This window comes from Streptomyces sp. NPDC004752, assembly GCF_053601275.1.
In genome coordinates this window covers 54,560-67,959 of sequence record NZ_JBSGBN010000042.1, presented here as the reverse complement: position 1 = coordinate 67,959, position 13,400 = coordinate 54,560, and the positions used below count along the sequence as shown (strand labels likewise).

15 protein-coding genes and 1 pseudogene are annotated in these 13,400 nt (G+C 67.0%); 7 read left to right on the top strand and 9 right to left on the bottom strand.

Annotation, left to right across the window (positions count from 1 at the left end; translation table 11 throughout):
* Nucleotides 1–441: 441 nt before the first annotated feature.
* Nucleotides 442–1,098 (bottom strand): DUF7019 family protein, encoded by a 657-nt coding sequence (locus tag ACWEKM_RS19475; RefSeq protein WP_451622413.1) that lies wholly within the window; start codon nucleotides 1,096–1,098, stop codon nucleotides 442–444.
* Between ACWEKM_RS19475 and ACWEKM_RS19470 the strand changes: the two genes are divergently transcribed.
* Complete coding sequence (locus ACWEKM_RS19470) at nucleotides 1,097–2,329, top strand: IS110 family transposase (RefSeq protein ID WP_451622412.1); 1,233 nt, start codon at nucleotides 1,097–1,099, stop codon at nucleotides 2,327–2,329. The genes ACWEKM_RS19475 and ACWEKM_RS19470 overlap by 2 nt on opposite strands.
* Before the next feature lie 98 nt (nucleotides 2,330–2,427).
* Here ACWEKM_RS19470 and ACWEKM_RS19465 read toward each other — a convergent pair whose 3' ends face one another.
* From ACWEKM_RS19465 to ACWEKM_RS19455, 3 genes are all read right to left on the bottom strand, one after another.
* Nucleotides 2,428–3,243, bottom strand: a complete 816-nt coding sequence (locus ACWEKM_RS19465; RefSeq protein ID WP_451622411.1) for a serine hydrolase domain-containing protein — start codon at nucleotides 3,241–3,243, stop codon at nucleotides 2,428–2,430.
* 29 nt (nucleotides 3,244–3,272) lie between these two features.
* On the bottom strand, nucleotides 3,273–3,692 hold the full coding sequence (locus ACWEKM_RS19460) for a thiol-disulfide oxidoreductase DCC family protein (protein ID WP_451622410.1): 420 nt from the start codon (nucleotides 3,690–3,692) through the stop codon (nucleotides 3,273–3,275).
* Between the two features lie 561 nt (nucleotides 3,693–4,253).
* Nucleotides 4,254–4,598: a hypothetical protein gene (locus tag ACWEKM_RS19455; protein WP_451622409.1), complete on the bottom strand. Its 345-nt coding sequence runs from the start codon at nucleotides 4,596–4,598 to the stop codon at nucleotides 4,254–4,256.
* 398 nt (nucleotides 4,599–4,996) lie between these two features.
* Here ACWEKM_RS19455 and ACWEKM_RS19450 point away from each other — a divergent pair, with 398 nt between their 5' ends.
* Nucleotides 4,997–5,338, top strand: a complete 342-nt coding sequence (locus ACWEKM_RS19450) for a hypothetical protein (protein ID WP_451622408.1) — start codon at nucleotides 4,997–4,999, stop codon at nucleotides 5,336–5,338.
* 11 nt (nucleotides 5,339–5,349) lie between these two features.
* Here the strand turns inward: ACWEKM_RS19450 and ACWEKM_RS19445 are convergent, their stop codons facing one another.
* The 5 genes from ACWEKM_RS19445 to ACWEKM_RS19425 form a co-directional block, all read right to left on the bottom strand.
* Nucleotides 5,350–5,781, bottom strand: a complete 432-nt coding sequence (locus tag ACWEKM_RS19445; RefSeq protein ID WP_451622407.1) for a hypothetical protein — start codon at nucleotides 5,779–5,781, stop codon at nucleotides 5,350–5,352.
* 430 nt (nucleotides 5,782–6,211) lie between these two features.
* On the bottom strand, nucleotides 6,212–6,796 hold the full coding sequence (locus ACWEKM_RS19440; RefSeq protein WP_451622406.1) for a hypothetical protein: 585 nt from the start codon (nucleotides 6,794–6,796) through the stop codon (nucleotides 6,212–6,214).
* A 99-nt stretch (nucleotides 6,797–6,895) separates the two neighbouring features.
* Complete coding sequence (locus ACWEKM_RS19435; RefSeq protein ID WP_451622405.1) at nucleotides 6,896–7,528, bottom strand: hypothetical protein; 633 nt, start codon at nucleotides 7,526–7,528, stop codon at nucleotides 6,896–6,898.
* A 12-nt stretch (nucleotides 7,529–7,540) separates the two neighbouring features.
* Nucleotides 7,541–8,611, bottom strand: coding sequence for an RNase A-like domain-containing protein (locus ACWEKM_RS19430; protein WP_451622404.1), 1,071 nt, complete (start codon nucleotides 8,609–8,611; stop codon nucleotides 7,541–7,543).
* A 29-nt stretch (nucleotides 8,612–8,640) separates the two neighbouring features.
* Entirely contained in the window at nucleotides 8,641–10,221 is a 1,581-nt protein-coding gene (locus ACWEKM_RS19425) for a hypothetical protein (protein ID WP_451622403.1), read from the bottom strand.
* 13 nt (nucleotides 10,222–10,234) lie between these two features.
* On the opposite strand from ACWEKM_RS19425, the gene ACWEKM_RS19420 reads away from it, so the two are divergent.
* The 5 genes and pseudogenes from ACWEKM_RS19420 to ACWEKM_RS19400 all read left to right on the top strand — a co-directional run bounded on the left by ACWEKM_RS19420 (nucleotide 10,235) and on the right by ACWEKM_RS19400 (nucleotide 13,200).
* A complete protein-coding gene (locus ACWEKM_RS19420) occupies nucleotides 10,235–10,453 on the top strand; it encodes a hypothetical protein (protein ID WP_451622402.1) in 219 nt (72 codons plus the stop codon).
* Complete coding sequence (locus tag ACWEKM_RS19415; RefSeq protein ID WP_451622401.1) at nucleotides 10,450–10,764, top strand: hypothetical protein; 315 nt, start codon at nucleotides 10,450–10,452, stop codon at nucleotides 10,762–10,764. Before ACWEKM_RS19420 ends, ACWEKM_RS19415 begins: the two co-directional genes overlap by 4 nt.
* 252 nt (nucleotides 10,765–11,016) lie before the next feature.
* Nucleotides 11,017–11,349, top strand: a complete 333-nt coding sequence (locus ACWEKM_RS19410) for a cytochrome c oxidase subunit 3 (protein ID WP_451622417.1) — start codon at nucleotides 11,017–11,019, stop codon at nucleotides 11,347–11,349.
* Nucleotides 11,350–11,365: 16 nt separating this feature from the next.
* Nucleotides 11,366–11,587 (top strand): annotated as a pseudogene (locus tag ACWEKM_RS19405) (cytochrome C oxidase subunit IV family protein); the annotation flags it as partial.
* Between the two features lie 734 nt (nucleotides 11,588–12,321).
* Entirely contained in the window at nucleotides 12,322–13,200 is an 879-nt protein-coding gene (locus ACWEKM_RS19400; RefSeq protein ID WP_451622400.1) for a LysR family transcriptional regulator, read from the top strand.
* Nucleotides 13,201–13,400: the final 200 nt, after the last annotated feature.

Genomic DNA, 13,400 nt, shown 5'->3' with positions numbered 1-13,400 from the left:
GATCAGGCTGTCCTCAGCTTCACGACCCTGCTGCGACAGGGCCAGGGTGTAGGTCTTTCACCTCCACACAATCGAACAACGCCTCATGGCGCGCGAGCTCGCCTATTCAACTGTCGCCAGTTCCCGGCCTCGTGAGCCTCTTGGTGACCTTGTGTGATTTCCGGTGGCATGCCGGCTCCACGTTCCTCCGGCTGAGTGGCCAGCTTCGTGGCGGTGACTGTGCCCGCAGTGTGGGTCAGGTAACGGCAGATGCTCTCTTTGACGACGCGGCGGGCGGGAGTCGTGTCGGGGGCGTCGCGGGTGGATCCGCCGGTCCGGGTGATCCGGGTGTGTAGGTGTCCGCCGGTGATGTGGAGCAGGTGTCGCCGTTGGTGCAACAGATCCACGTCGGGGAAGTGATATGGCTTGGCTGGCAGAGGGCCGCGTAACGCGGGCATGCCGTCAATCTCCTCCCTGGTCGGCGAGGGCGACGTAGATCGGTGTGGCGACAAGCACCCTGTCGTTGTGGAAGAGGGGCTTGGCGAGGAATTCCAGTCGGAGACGAGTCGGTGGCAACACACCTGCGTTCAGTGCCCCGTCGACCGCCGCCTCATATGATGCTCCGTCACCGCTTCCTCGGGCGTTCTCGGCCTGCTGGCGCAAGAACTTGAGTACGTAGTAGTCGAGGCTGTGGTTCGCGGCTGTGTCGGCAGCGGCACCGATGAGACTGGCAGGAGATCCGATCAGAGCGAGCTTCACCCCGCCAACTACTCCACCAAAGAAGGCCAGCTTGGCGGCGTAGTCCTGCATCACGCCGTACTGCAACGAAGCGACGCCCTTCACGTAGCGCCCGGGATCGGCCAGGGTTCCCACCCAGCCTCTCTGCTTCTCCAGATAGTCACTGAGGACTCCGGCTTTGGCGGCAAGTTCCGGGGAGGGGGCGGAGGCGGACTTCTTGACACCTGCGGCAAAAGCGGCGACGTTGATCTTGATCTCCGCTTCCAGAGAACGCAAGCGCCGCGCTGGAATCTGCGGGATCATGATCTCCAGCTTGGTCTGCGAGTTGTAGACGTAGTACTGGAGCGGGCGATTCCTGGACCGCTTGAAGATGTTGGGCATGAACCCCCTTCCGGGTGCGTGGACGACGGGTCTGTCGTTGCACCTCCACGAGTGTGCCATCACGCGGGTCGGCGCAGCCCGGCCAAACGCGATCCTTGAGCTGGCGGACCGGCTGACGTGCCAGGGCGTGACCCGTGTGGTCATGGAAGCGACCGGTTCCTACTGGAAGCCGTTCGTCTTCCTGCTGGAGGCCCGCGGTCTGGAGTGTTGGCTGGTTAACGCGCGCGACGTGAAGAACGTCCCAGGCCGGCCGAAGACGGACAAGCTGGATGCGGTCTGGCTGGCCAAGCTCGCCGAGCGCGGGATGCTCCGGCCCTCGTTCGTGCCGCCGAAACCGGTGCGGCAGCTGCGGGACCTCACCCGGATGAGGACGGTGCTCTATCAAGAGCGGACCCGTCACAAGCAGCGCGTCGAGAAGGTGCTGGAGGACTCGCAGATCAAGCTGACCAGCGTGATCACCGATCTCTTCGGTGCGTCCGGACGGGCCATGCTCGCAGCCCTGATCGCCGGGGAACGCAGTCCCAGGGCTCTCGCCGACCTCGCCCGAGGCAACCTGGTCCGAAAGAAGACCGTTCTCGTCGAGGCCCTGACCGGCCAGTTCGACGATCACCACAGTTTCCTCTGCCAGACCCTGCTGGACAGCATCGACCACCTCACGGCGCAGATCGACCGGCTGACCGCCCGGATCACCTCGGCCATCGAGGACCTTCCCGACCCGACGGGCCCTGCCTCCCGCCCCGGTCCGGCACTACTGGCCCGCCTGGACGCCATCCCAGGAGTCGGCCCCGGAACCGCACAGGTCCTGCTGGCCGAGCTCGGCTGCGACATGGGCGTCTTCCCCACTGCCGACCACTTGTCGGCCTGGGCCAAGCTCGCCCCGCGGACGATCCAGTCCGGCGGCAAGAACACCGCGGGACCCACCGGCAAAGGCAACCCGTGGCTCAAAGGCGCACTCGGCGAAGCAGCACTGTCGGCCTCCCGCAGCAACACCTTCCTCGGCGCCCGCTATAAGCGCATCGTTAAACGCCGCGGCCGTAGACGGGCCCTTGTCGCTGTCGCCCGCTCGATCCTCGTCATTGTCTGGCACCTGATCGACGACCCGAATACCGACTTCCACGAACTCGGATCCGACTTCCACCAACGGCTGGTGGACCCCGGCCGCCGGACCCGGGACCTCGTACGCCAACTCAACGCGCTCGGACACGACGTCACCCTCACCCCCGCAGCCTGACCATCCCACTCACCCGGCCAAGGCCAAAGAACGCACCAGCATGCCCGGAACCTAGGGAATTTTCCGTTCAGGTACTCAAAGGCTCTTGCAGTTCCTGGCTACGGAGCAGTCCGGCTCTCCTTGAGGGCCTTGATACCCGCACGGTCTGTGTCTTCCGGTATCGCGTTGAGGCGGTGAATCAGCACCCAACGGCCGTCGTCCATTGCTCCAGCGAAGAGCGAGGCGTGGCGTGTCGCCCCGTTGTGCCAACGCAAGGGTCCGGATGTCTGCCAACTCGGCGCGGGATCCCCCAGCCGACGCTCCACCAGAAGCCGTACCACCAAGTCGGCTGCCGCACGCGGAGTGGCCCACAAACCTCCCGCCGGAAGGATCGCGCCATCCATCGACCACGGCCTGCGGGGCGGGCCGAGGAGCCCGGGAGCCAGCAGGCGCTGGGCGGGATCGGGGCTAGCGGTTATCTCCGTGATGTCGAGCGGCCGCAGGACGTACTCGGTTACCAACTCCTCGTACGTTGTCCCGGAAGCAGCGGTCAGGGTCGCGCCGAGCACGGCGTAGCCGAAGTTGGAGTATTCCTCCAGTTGGCCGGGGGGCCGCGTGACGAGTGTGTCCAGCCGGGGCAGCAGCCGGTCCAGCGCGGGGCGGTCGAACGCCGTGTACGGGTCTCGGCGGGGGAGGCGACCGGGTGGCAGACGGGGTAGGCCCGAAGTGTGCCGAGCCAGATGTAGGAGCGTGATGCCTGTCCTGGGCGCTGTGGGGAGCCATCGTTCGACAGGATCGTCGAGCGCCAGCACCCCGGACGCGGCCATGCGGGTCATCGCCGTGCCTGTGACGACCTTGGTGAGCGAGCCGATCTGGACGAGGCGGTCGACAGCGTGGCCGTCGCTGAGGGTCGGTGGGACTGTGTCGCTCAACACGCAGGTCGGGACACGCCGCACCCCGAGCTTCATACGGCCCGCGGTGGCACCGCACACGCGGGCGTGCCACCGGGCAGACGATGGCGGTTGCGCGATACCCATCGGTACATCATGCGGGCGCAGGCGCGGATGCCAGGGAGGCGGACCAAGGCCGCGAGCGCGCGGTATGCAGGCGACGGCGAGGTGGTCACGTAGCGGGCCAAGGCGTCCGCTCCGCCCGCGAGTACGGAGCCGTCACGTAGCAGCAGTACCTCACGGTCCAGACGTTCGAAGTACGGCGAGGTCGACTCGGTGGGCAGGAACTGCCATGGCACCGCTTCCAGGGCCGGTGCGGCGAGGGCCCGGATCCGGTCGATGGCTGTCTGGCAGAAACCGCAGTCCCCGTCGTAGGCAAGGACGGGTGATGACGGGGGTGCCGAGGACGATGGCCTGACGTCGGGGTGGGTCACGGGTTCTCCATCCAGTGCTGCAACAGGGCCTCTCGTTCGGCCGGGCGCGGGGTACGCGATCTGGGAGAACTCTTCAGCCAGTCCGTAAGCATGGCTGGGGACGCCTTTCCTTGAAGGAAGTGCTCCAAGAGGCGTTGCGACAAGTCCACTTCACGGTCGGCGTACGCGGACGCGGCGGCTGAGTGCACGGGAATGCCAAACCGTAATCCGTCCGTAGTCTCCACCCGGACAGTCATCTCGGTGGGGCTCTGTGGTCCGAAGACAACTTCGAAGGCTCTCGCCAACGATCGGCCCTTTGTCGTTCTGGCGGGGACGTCCTCGACCGCCACTGTGGTGAGGTGTTGCCAGGGCCAGGAACTGGCATGCGGCCCGACCGCGGTGAGACCGTCGGGGGCGAGACTGACGGCCGAAGGCGTCGTACTGGGCGGGGCACCCAGGTAGACGGTCTCAGGGTCGATCCAGAAGAGACCCACCATGGCCCCGCCCTGCCGGTGGACAAAACGCTGCGAAAGATGCTTCTGCGCTGCCATCGTGACCTCGATCGGTTGTCTCCCTGCGTGGTCAACCTGCATTCTCTGTCAGTGGTACGGGTGCGGTGTCCTCTTTCGGCCACCCCAGCTTGGCTCTGGCGTGGCCTGCCAAGAACGAACCGAACCGCGCGGCCCAGGCCAGGGCCTCGGTCATGCCACGGCTCAGAAAGATGAGGTCGCAGGCCACCATGGTCAGGGCGAAACCCGTCAGGCCCATGAAAACCGCGATCGAGATATGAAACCCGATCGATGTGACCGCAGCCCAGGGGCGCAGGCTCGGCACGAGGATGCCCAGGGGGAAGTACACCAGGAAGACGACCGTCGCGTAGGTCCCGGCGAAGACCAGGAAATCGTTGCTGTAGACGATCTCGGACACGCCGGGAAGAGTGAACTCAGGAACCCGCAGACGTAGAAGAGCGCCGTGCCGTCCTGCCAGAGCCTCCCCTGCACCTTGTACAGACCGCTCGTCACGTAGACCAGGCACATCTGCAGGGCGATGGAGAGGACGCCGAGGTTGTGGAGAGGGGTGGCCACGGCTCGGAGTACGTCGGGTACTCGTGATCCGATGGCGCGCCCCAGGCCGGTGGAGATCGAGAAGCGGCTGTAGCAGCGGGTGAGCAGGAGCATCGGAATGACGACGTAGGCGAGGTTGTCCCCGCCGTCCAGGACCGCCACCTGACGCTGGTAGATCGACCAGAGGAATATCCAGTGGAGAAAGAGGACGAGGCGTCCGCCGATCCCGAGGGTGACGGCCAGCGCCGCGAGCATTCCTAGATGGAAGATTATTTCGAACCACACCGTCGAATCGCTGACCGTGTACAGGCTGAGCGTGCCCGAATCGTGGACTTGGTCGACGAAGACCTGCCAGGTGAGGACGCCATCGGGACCGAACATGTACCGGCGGTCGCTGTACTCGCTGGCGTAGAACATGAAGCCGACGAACCCGAGGAGCGCTCTGGTTCCGGACACACCGACCAGGCTGAGCGGCCGGGTCGTCAGGGTGTCGACGCGGGTGAGGAAATTATTCACCGCAGATCCTCTGCCTTCAGCCATTCGAAATCCGTAACGGAGACCTTTCCACCGGTGACCGGTTTGTGCCGCCGGGACCCATTATGAGTCTCTTTATTTCACTTCACCGTAGAGCGGGGCAAAGATGGACGGACTCGGATTCGGATCGGAGCCATCTCAGTGGTGTGTTCTTTGTTGGTGTCCAGGTCCCTGGCATTCCCGCCGGCTTCCGGCCGGTCGGCCGGAAGCTGGCGGACGTACGGTGGATGCCTGGCCGGGCGGGTGCGCCACTGCGTGTACATCTTCTGTTCCGAGCCGCTGCCGGTGACGTCCCGCAGCGACAAGCGGTTCTGCTCCCAGGCGTGCAACCCGGTGGCGCCGCCACCAGGCCGAGGCTGTGGTGCACCCTCGGCGTCGAGACCGAGCACCTGGTGCGCTGCCTGGCATGCGGGACGTGCGTCGTCGTTGAAGGCGCGCTTGAACTCGCCGGTGGTGATCTGGTCCTGCCGGGCTATGCCGGTTGAGATGCTCTGGTCAGCAGCGGAGCGCACGCGGCGCATTCGCGGCTCCCGGACCAGACTCACAGGCTGACTGACTCTGTCTCAACTGATCTGGTCGGCGCAGGTCACGGCCGCGGCCCCGGACGTGATCGTTTGAGACGGGACAGGGGTTGTTGCAGCCGGATGTTGCGCCGCGTGGTGCACGCCCACTGACCCCGGGCACTGTGCGCGGCATGGCGACGGCGCAGAACTGGGGGCCGGCTGTCAGGTTGAGCACGTCCGGAGCGCAGGGTGGTTGGGAGTTCCACCGTGTCCGTCGCGTTCCGTATCAGCTGCTGCCTGTGCCGACGCCGTAGAGGCACGGTGCGTCGCGTCTTCGGGGGCCGCAAGGGCGCAGGTCGTGGACGGATCCGCCGCTCAGCGCGGCGCATACCCCGGCGGCCGCTGGCCGGCCCCGTGACGGCGGTCAGCTTACGGTCGGCTATCTGTGGAAGTATTCCTGAACGACGCCGGACGGTGCTGCGCCTCTGGTCTTCCCGAATCCGGAGGGAGCGGGACCGTACTTCCGGGCGAAGCGGCGCAGGTGGTAGGCGATGCGGGTGCCGCGTTCGCCCGTGTTGTCGGCGGCGGTGGCGGTTTTCCAGCAGACGGCTGCTGCTCTTTTGAAGAACGTGTGTGCGGATGCGGGTTCGTGGTGGGCGGCGGTGACCTCTACCAGCAGATGCTCCGGGCCCCGTGCCGTTGTCTTGGCGGGTACGCGCTTGCCGGCGTTGTACGGGAGAAGCCGGCTGGGCAGTTGCCCGGCGGGCGCTGCCTGCTGCTTCACGGTGCCGGTGTGCTCGCGGGTGCTGGACGCCTCGGCGACGATGACGCCCAGCCGCTCGGCGAACTGCGTTCCGGGCAAGGGGATCTCAAGGTCCGGATGACGGTCGTAGCCGATGGCGACGGCGGTTGCCACGAATTCGATGACGGCCTGCGCGGTCGGGGTGTGCCTGCGCGGTGTGGTGCGGGTGAGACGGCTCAGGACGCGCAGGACGGTGGCAAGGCTGGCATCGGCGGCCGTCACGCAATAGGCCGGGGCGTCCTCATCACCGTCGGTGCCGGCGGTCGTGGAGGGAGCAGACCACGAACCGCCGGCCCCGTCATGGGTGCACGACGTACTTGGTCAGCCGCCGGTCACCGTCTCCAGGCCGCTCAGAACGTATTCGCCGTAGTCGAATGCCGTTGCCAACTGCACCAGCGAGAGGTACTGCTCGTTCGTGATACTGAAGTAGCGCGGTGACCGTGACGCATTCGGCAGCGCGCACAGCAGGAGCCGGAACGCCAGCTCGGGGGTACACGAGCCGACTGCTTCTTCCAAAGCGTCGCCGACGTCCGAGGAGAGGTACGGCCGATGCTCGCGGATCGCCGCCAGCACGCGATCGGCGAGTTCCAGACCGTCGTAGAGATCTCCTTCCCGCAAGTGTGCCTGCCCCGACTGCTCTGACAGCCAGGTGTCGCACACGTCGAGTACCTGCCGCATCCACTGCGCACCGTCCGACATACGGCCCGGACGGAAGAAGTACGGGCCGGTTTCGGCACAGCCTTTCCAGAGTGCAGTGTTCTGGTCACTACTGAGTCCGCCCAGTAGCCGTTGAGCGTCGCGGCGTACGAGCGCCACGTGCACGGGAGCCAGATCCTCGGTGAACTGGCCGGCGATTACCAGGGCCGGTGTCGCCGCCTCCGACGACCAGTCCTGGTGGAAGAAGCTCGCCACCCAGGGAATCCCGAACATGAACTCGCTGGACCGGCCTGTCATGCCCCGCCTCCATCACGACGGATACGCGGTACAGACGTAGTAGCCATATCTGTGTCCTTTTGCGCGCTTGAGGATGACCGTGTAGCTGTTTTTGGCGTCAGCGATGCTGCCGTCTGCGTGAGCGACCCAGCCCAGGGGATTGGCGGCTCCGAACGTGCCCGTCAGAACTTTCTGCTGGCCCACATCCTTGGTCCGCAGCCACTTGGTAATCTCACCCGCCTTGTTCGCCAGCGCGTAGTCCACGACCTGCTGCGCTGTCTGAAGGTCGGTGAACACGCCGTTGATTCCCTTGTCCGCCGCGAGTTCCAGCGCCCGCGCCCGGGTGACGTTCACGTGCTCGTCCAGGACGTGTGCGAGTCCGGGGAACGCTGCGTTGTCGGCGACCAAGTCGTTGCAGTTGTGGACCAGTACAGGGGTGGATCCGGCGAGCACGTAGAAGGTGTGCGGACCGCCGATGCTCAGATCGTAGACCTGCTGGCCGGCGAGGCCGTCCCGGTCGTTCAGGACGACCACGGCCTGCGTCGTTCCGTCCTGCGCACGCAGCAGGTAACCGGCTTGCAGGTCCGCGGCGAGTGTCCAGCCGCGTCCGACCACGTAGAAGCGGTGGCCCACTGTGGTGGACACCTGTTCCCCGTTGTCCAGCCTGATGTCTGCCAGGTGGTCGGTGTCGTGGTGGAAGGTGCGTGTGACGGGCTGGGCCCCGGCCTCGTTGTCGCCGTCTCCGGCCGCGACGAGGTCACCTGGCCGGATGTCGGCGATGTTCTTGGTGGTGCCGTCGGCCATCAGGACGAGGGTGCCGTTCGGGAAGCTGTTGACGCGGCATGACGTCACCAGGTCCTCGTACACGTTGTAGCTGCGCTCGACGTCGGCCAGCGTGGCGGCGTCGACGTTCAGGCTCTTCAGCGCCTTGAAGGCGTCCTCGACTCCGATGCCGGTACGCAGGGCAGCATCGAAGGCGCGGAGCGCGTCGACCGCCTCCGCGATCTTCTTGCCCGGCAGGAAGTTGGACGCCGCCCACGCGCATCCGCCGACGCTGCCGTGCCAGCAGTCCACGAAGTCCTGAGCGAGGACGTCCCAGGCCACCTTGGCAATGATGATGGCGATGCCCTCGATCAGTTCCAGCTTGGTGAAGTAGCGGCTGATCTGCTGCGACAGGAGGACACGGTGTTCGTTCCCACGAACACCGTGTCCTCCTGAGGACAGCCGGACACCGTCGCGGGCACGTCGGGGTTGGTACACACGTAAAAGCTGACGGTGGCGTTGAAGTGCAGGGTGAACTGCACGGTGCAGCCGCCGAAGCCGACGTCGATGACGCAGTCGTTGTCCTGGTGCGGGTCTCCGATCGGGTCGATCTTGTCGACGACGTAGAAGGTGTTCGCCACGCCCGTGCCGGCACCGGTCGCTACTTGCTGATTGGCCTGCTTGCAGGCTGCTTCCTCGGCTGCTTGCTGGGCGGATTCGGCGTAGGCCTGGGCGTCCTTGGCGGCCTGCTCGGCGGCTGCGGCTTCGGTTGCGGCGTGGTCGGCGGCGTCACGGGCGTCCTTGGCTGCTTCCTCCGCTTCGACCGCGGCGCTGCGGGCGGCCTCGGCGTCCAGGGCGGCGGTGTCGGCGGATTCACGGGCGTCGGCGGCGTAGCCCTCGGCCCGGCCCGCTGCTTTGTCCGCGGCTGTCGCGTCCTGGGCGGCTTGTTGGTCGTAGCCGATGGTGCGTTGCAGGGACCGGGTGGCCTGGGCGGCGTAGTCGGCGGCCTGGGCGGCGTAGCCGAGGGCTTCCTTGGCGCTGTTGCGGGCGTCGGCGGCCAGGGTGTAGGCGGCCTTGGCGTCGCCGGTGGCGGCGTTGGCGGTGCTGGTGGCGGCGTTGGCGGTGCTGGTGGCCTGGGCGGCTGCCTGCTGGGCGTGGGCGGCGTGGGCCTGGGCGACGGCGAGTTGCTGTTCGGCGACCGTTTTGGAGGACTGGCCGGTCAGGACGGCGAGGCCGGCGGCGGAGTCGGTGGTGAGGTAGGGGGAGCCGAGCTGGATGGCGTCGTTGGCGGGGTCGGCGACCTGGGCGGCGGCGTTGCCGGCGGCGACGGCGGCCTGGGCGGTGGTGTAGGCGTGTCCGGCGGCCTCGTTGGCGCCGGTGATGGCGGTGGCCGCCTCGGCCTTGGCCGCATCGGCCTGGGTCCTGGCGTCCGTGGCGTGCTGTTCGGCCTCGTCGGCCAGTTTCACCGCCGCGCGGGCGGCGGTGGCGGTGGTCTTGGAGGCGGCGATGGCGTCGGCGGCCGCGCTGGTGGCGGTGCGTACCGCCGCGTCGGCCGTCAGCTTGGCGGCCTGGGCGGCGTCAGCGTCGGCGCGGGCGCGTTTGGCCGCCGCCTCGGAGCGGGCGTGGGCGGCGGCTGTTTCCGCGTCGTCGGCGGCGGCCTCGTTGGCGGCCTGCCGGGCTGCCTGGGCGTTGTCCTCGGACTGCGACGCCTGGGCGTAGGCCTCCTTGGCGTCGGCCATGGCGCGGGCTGCGTCGGCTTTCTGTTCCGCATCCCAGGCGTCGTCGCGCGATTCCTTGGCCTTGTCCCGGGCCGTCTCGGCCGCCTCGCGCTTGGCGGTGGCGGTGGCGTCCGCGGTGTCGGCGCGGTCCTTGGCGTCCTTCGCCTGGGTCGCGTACTCCTGGGCCGCGGTCTTGGACCACGCCAACTCGATCCGTGCCGGCCTCGTGGTCATGCTCGTCGGCGCCGTGGCGACCGCACCCTTCGTCGCAGCGCTGTCGAGCCTGATCCGGCGTATCGACTCACGGCTGGAGCCGCTGGCTGCCATACAACTCGTCTGTGGTGCCGCGAACGTGGCCGCGATCTTCGTACCGGTCCTGATCTTCACCGCGACCGCCTACCGGCCGGACCGCTCACCCGACATCACAATGGCGCTCAACACCTGGCCTGGATCACCCTGGTCATGAACGCCTTTCCGGCCATCGGGCAGGCCACCGTGGTCGGAGTAGCGATCCTGGCCGACAAGCGCCCCACGCCGCTCCTGCCCCGCTGGTCCGCGTACCTGAGCTTCTGGATGGCCTTCCTCTTCCTGCCCAGCATGCTGCTGACCTTCTTCAAGACTGGCCCTGGCCCCTTCGCCTGGAACGGCATCCTCTCGTTCTGGGTCGCAGCCGGCGCCTTCGGCGCCTGGTTCCTCGCCATGACGTACCTGATGGTGCGGGCCGCGAGCCGGCTGGACGACGACGGAGCCCCGGCCGTCCTCGAACCCGCGGCATGACCGCCACCGCGGCCCGGACCGAGCAGCCGGCGCCCCAGCACCACCGCCACATCCCCGGCGAGCCCGGTCTCTGGTTCTTCCTCCTCGGCGACATGATCATGCTCTCGGTGTTCTTCGGCTTCATCGCGGTACTGCACGGCCGGCACCCGATGATGTTCCGAGCTTCTCAGCAAGCCCACCATCCAGACCTGGGACTCCTGAACACACTGCTCCTGCTGACCGCCTCGGCGCTCGTGGCTCGCGGGGCGGCACCTGCGATCCGGAAGACCCACACGCACACTGCCGTGGGCGCTCCTGTGCGCGCTCGCGTTCGCCGCCGTCAAGGGCTCCGAATACGCGCTCGTGATCCACGACGGACATACACCGACCAGCAACGACTTCTTCATGTACTACTTCGTGTTCACCGGTATCCATCTGGCCCACCTGGCGATCGGGATAGGCGCGCTGACGGTCCTCATCGTCCTGTCCCGTCGGCCGGCGTTGAGCCGGGGCCACCTGCTGGTCGCCGAGGGGGCGGCCGCGTACTGGCACATGGTGGACCTGCTCTGGCTCGTCCTCTTCCCGCTCTTCTACCTGGTGGCGTGACACATGTGTCTTTCCGGCACTCGTCCTGGCCACGCTGTCGAGCTGGCTGCTGGGCATCGAAGGCAGCACGTCGACCGCGATCGGCTGCGCGGTCGTGGCGATCGCGCTGATCAAGGTACGCCTGGCCGGCCTGCACTTCATGGAGTTGCGCCATGCCCCAACGGCCCTGCGCGGCGTCTTCGAGGTCTACGTCATGGTCACCGGCGCCACCCTGCTCGCTCTCTACCTGATCCTCTGAAAGGTCTCGCTCATGCCGGATGGTCTAACGCATGTATGAATGCATCCCGTCCCCGTCACGAGACAAGAGGCAGGTCAGCAACTCGTCGCACCTTCGGTGCGCACCGGGGGGCGTGGTATATCCCTTGGCGCGCACCGGCGGTGCCTCTGTCTGCCTGAACTGGGTCGCTCGTCAGCGGACCGAAGACCCGGCGGGCCACCGCGTCGGGGAGTTTAGAAGAGTTCGCCAGAGGCAGCTGAGGCAGGAAGTCCTTGGCCTGGACGCGTCCACTCCGATGGGACCGCGATGCGACAGTGACCAGCTGACGCGGACTTTGTCAGCAGTCTCGGGATCGACTTGTACCGAGACGCGCGCCACGTCGCGCGCACATACGGTACGGACATGCCACGCACCAGCCGACGACGAACGGCGCAGTGTCGTCGAGCAGACCAATTCTCTGCCGCACAACCGCACTTCGCAGCGGAGTTCACATGGACTGGCGTCCGACCGTGCGGCACTGAGTTCCTTGACGATGAACGCACGACAGATACCCCAAAATGGACACCTTCCGTTTCCCAGCGCACACCCAGCTGCCCTTGCGTGCTCAGCGTGCAACTCCCCTGGCGGCTGGAGCCGTTCCGGCTAATCCCGGTCTGCCCATGGTGGATCTTCGGGGGCGACCACAACCAGGCCTGTCTATTCGATTCTGAAGTCTTTCGGCATATGCCGTCGTGGCCGCGGCTACGATGAGCCTCATGGACCTCGACATGCGCCGGGTGCGCTACTTCGTGGCCGTGGCCGAGGAGTGCAGCTTCGTGCGAGCGGCGAATCGCCTTTACATGACCCAGCCGGCGCTCAGCCGCCAGATCCGGGCGCTGGAGGAGGACCTGGGCCTGGTCCTCTTCCAGCGGGACCGGCAAGGCACCATTCTCACGCGGGCGGGCCACCAGTTGCTGGAGGACGCCCGGCCGATGCTGGCGATGTCGCAGGCGGTACAGCAGCGGGTGCGGATGGCGAACCGGGAGGTGAACCGCTTCGCCATCGGCTTCATGCCAGGCATCGTTGTCACCCCCATCGTGCGGGAGTTCGCCCGGATGGCGCCGCAACTCGATATCGATGTCGTACACACCACGATCACCGACCAGGTCGACTTCCTGATCGACGGGCGGGTCGACGTCTGCTACGTCCGGATGCCCCTGCCGGAGGGCATGTTCGAAGTGGTCCCTCTCTTCCCGGAGTCCCGTGTGGTCGCGCTGTCCAGCGAGCATCCATTCGCGGAACTCAAGGCGGTGCATGTCGAGGACCTGCGTGACATGACCTTGCTGCAGGACCCGCGGGACATCCCCGAATGGCGCGGGCGCGTGCCGAACCGTCCGGTCCTGCCACAGCCGGACACTGGACAGTTCCCGGTGACGATCGAGGAATGCCTGGAGGGCGTTGCCTCCGGAGCCGGGTGTTACGTCATGCCGGCCGGCATGGCCGGCTTCTACCGCCGTGACGACGTCGCCTACCTGACGCTGGAAGGCGTCGCCCCCCGCATGGTCGCCCTGGCCTACACCCAGCACCGGACCATGCCCGAACTGAACCAGTTCGCCGAACTCTCCCGCCGCATGCTCGGCCCCGGCCTCGACTGAAGCCACGGAGCCGGAGGCCCGAACGGACACTGAGCGGGGCCCGCTCCGCCCCCATCCGCCGGTACCGGGCCAGCTCGCAGGTCTGCTATTCCTCACGGGGCTGTCGACGCGGCACGTACCGAACAGCAGAGGGGGACCGGACCGAGATGAGCGAGCTGGTGTTCAGGCGGGGCCTGCGCGTCGCCGGTCCCCGAGACGCC